Raw genomic sequence first — 1846 nt, forward strand, 5'->3', positions numbered from 1 at the left:
CCGCGCAATGAGTCATTAGTACAGAACCAAATTACCGGCTTACTTGACCCGAATAGCGAGATTATGCGCAAGGCCCAAGCGCAGGCACAGGGCTACAATGCGGCTCGTGGATTGCAGTCTAGTTCAATCGGTAACGAAGTCGCCTTATCGTCGATGATTGACAAGGCACTGCCTATCGCCCAGCAAGACGCGCAAACCTATAACCAAGCACAAAGCCAACAGTGGCAAACACAGGCACAGCTTGACCAAACCAATCTTAAAAACCAGCAAGACGCATCAATGGCTGATAAGCAGGGTGCTATCAATAACCAACTGCAAAATAATCAAATGGATTGGCAGACTGGGGAGAAAAACACTGATCGCCAATTCCAAGCAGAGCTTGAGGACCTTAAATACAAGCAGCAGCTTGGCACGCTCGACGCTCAAGGGAAGCAGCGCTTACAAGAGTTGAACGCGCAGCAGTCTTGGCAGACTGGTGAGAACAATGTTAACCGCGAGTTCCAGACTCAGCTTGAAGATTTAAAGTACAAGCAGCAGCTTGGCACGCTCGATAAACAACAGTCATTGCAACTTGCACAGATGGAACGTAGCGCGCAAATCCAAACAGACCGCGATGCGATTCTGCAAAATTATCAAGTGCAACTTAATGATCTGCAAAACGACCAGCGCTGGAAAGAGCTTACAGCTCAAATTGGCTCGCAAATGGAAATGCAAGTGCGTGGCTTTAGTCAACAAGCAAAAATGGAGTATGGCAATGCACAGGGGCAAGCTGTTAATGCGGCTATGCAAGCCATTGGCATGGCAATGTCAAATCCTAATATGACAGCTGAACAGCAAAAGGCCGCTATTACCAACATCATGGGCTCACTACAAAGCCAAGCAAATATGCTGGCAGTGATTTATGGCGCAAGCGACGGTCAATTACCACCAACAGCAACGCCACCACCTTTAGTGACTCCACCGCCGAGTTCAGGTAGCACAGGTTCGACAGGTGGAACAGGCGGCAGCACCGGAACCGGAACCGTTAACCCTCAAGCTAAGACGGGTACTTACCCAGGCGCTGGCTATATCGGTGGTGATGTAGGCTTGCGTCAACAGCAAAGGTAGGTAAGCCATGATTAGAACAGCTACTCACGCAGACCTAAAGCGGATACTTGAAATAGGCCAAGTCACATTGGCTAAGGCGCCTAGTTACCCCGTTGAAATGGACGATACCAAAGCTAGCTATATGGTGCGTCGCTGCATTGCAGATCGAGGCATGGAGGCATTTGTTGCCGAAGTAAACGGCGAGGTAGTGGGTTTTTTGCTGGCAATGCAAGAGGAACACTGGTTTAGCAAAGACTGCTACGCAACTGACTTAACCTTTTGCGTACTGCCAGAACATGCAGATCAAGCCGTGTGGTTACTGCGCCGCTTCATTCGTTGGGCCAAAACATTCCCTAAGGTAAAAAGCATTTTGCTCGGCGTCAGTTCAGGGCTAGATGCTGACGGCCGTATAGGTCGGCTATATCAAAAGCATAACTTCACCTTGGTAGGCGGTTTTTACAATCGTCTGCTTTAATCGAAAAATTAAGGAGGCAGTATGAGCGCTGTCGGTAAAGCCTTTAAAAAGGTTTGGAAAGGTGTAAAAAGTATTGCCAAAAAGGTATGGAAAGTTATTAAACCCATTGTGAAAGTGGTCGCAATAGCTGCAATCATTTACTTTGGAGGTGCGGCCCTGATTGGGGCCATGAGCGCAGGCGGGACGGCTGCAGGGGGGATAGCTTCCGCTTGGTCAGGGGTCACTGGGGCTGGAACCGCGTTAGCCTCTGGCAATGTTGCCGCCGCAGGTTCGTCACTGGCCTCG

At 49.6% G+C, this 1846-nt stretch carries 3 protein-coding genes; all 3 read left to right on the forward strand.

Annotated features, from left to right (window positions below):
• Nucleotides 1–1107: hypothetical protein (locus L5M28_RS23845; protein ID WP_263204532.1), on the forward strand; the 1107-nt coding region annotated here is incomplete at its 5' end.
• Nucleotides 1108–1114: 7 nt separating this feature from the next.
• On the forward strand, nucleotides 1115–1561 hold the full coding sequence (locus L5M28_RS23850; RefSeq protein WP_263204533.1) for a GNAT family N-acetyltransferase: 447 nt from the start codon (nucleotides 1115–1117) through the stop codon (nucleotides 1559–1561).
• 21 nt (nucleotides 1562–1582) lie between these two features.
• Nucleotides 1583–1846: hypothetical protein (locus tag L5M28_RS23855; protein WP_263202964.1), on the forward strand; the 264-nt coding region annotated here is incomplete at its 3' end.

Origin of the sequence: Shewanella sp. SW32, assembly GCF_025653365.1 — a bacterium.
Classification (GTDB): Bacteria; Pseudomonadota; Gammaproteobacteria; order Enterobacterales; family Shewanellaceae; genus Shewanella; species Shewanella oncorhynchi.

Excerpts from the sequence above, each read along its gene's own strand:
- L5M28_RS23850 (WP_263204533.1), top strand. The coding sequence starts at position 1,115 with ATGATTAGAACAGCTACTCACGCAGACCTAAAGCGGATACTTGAAATA.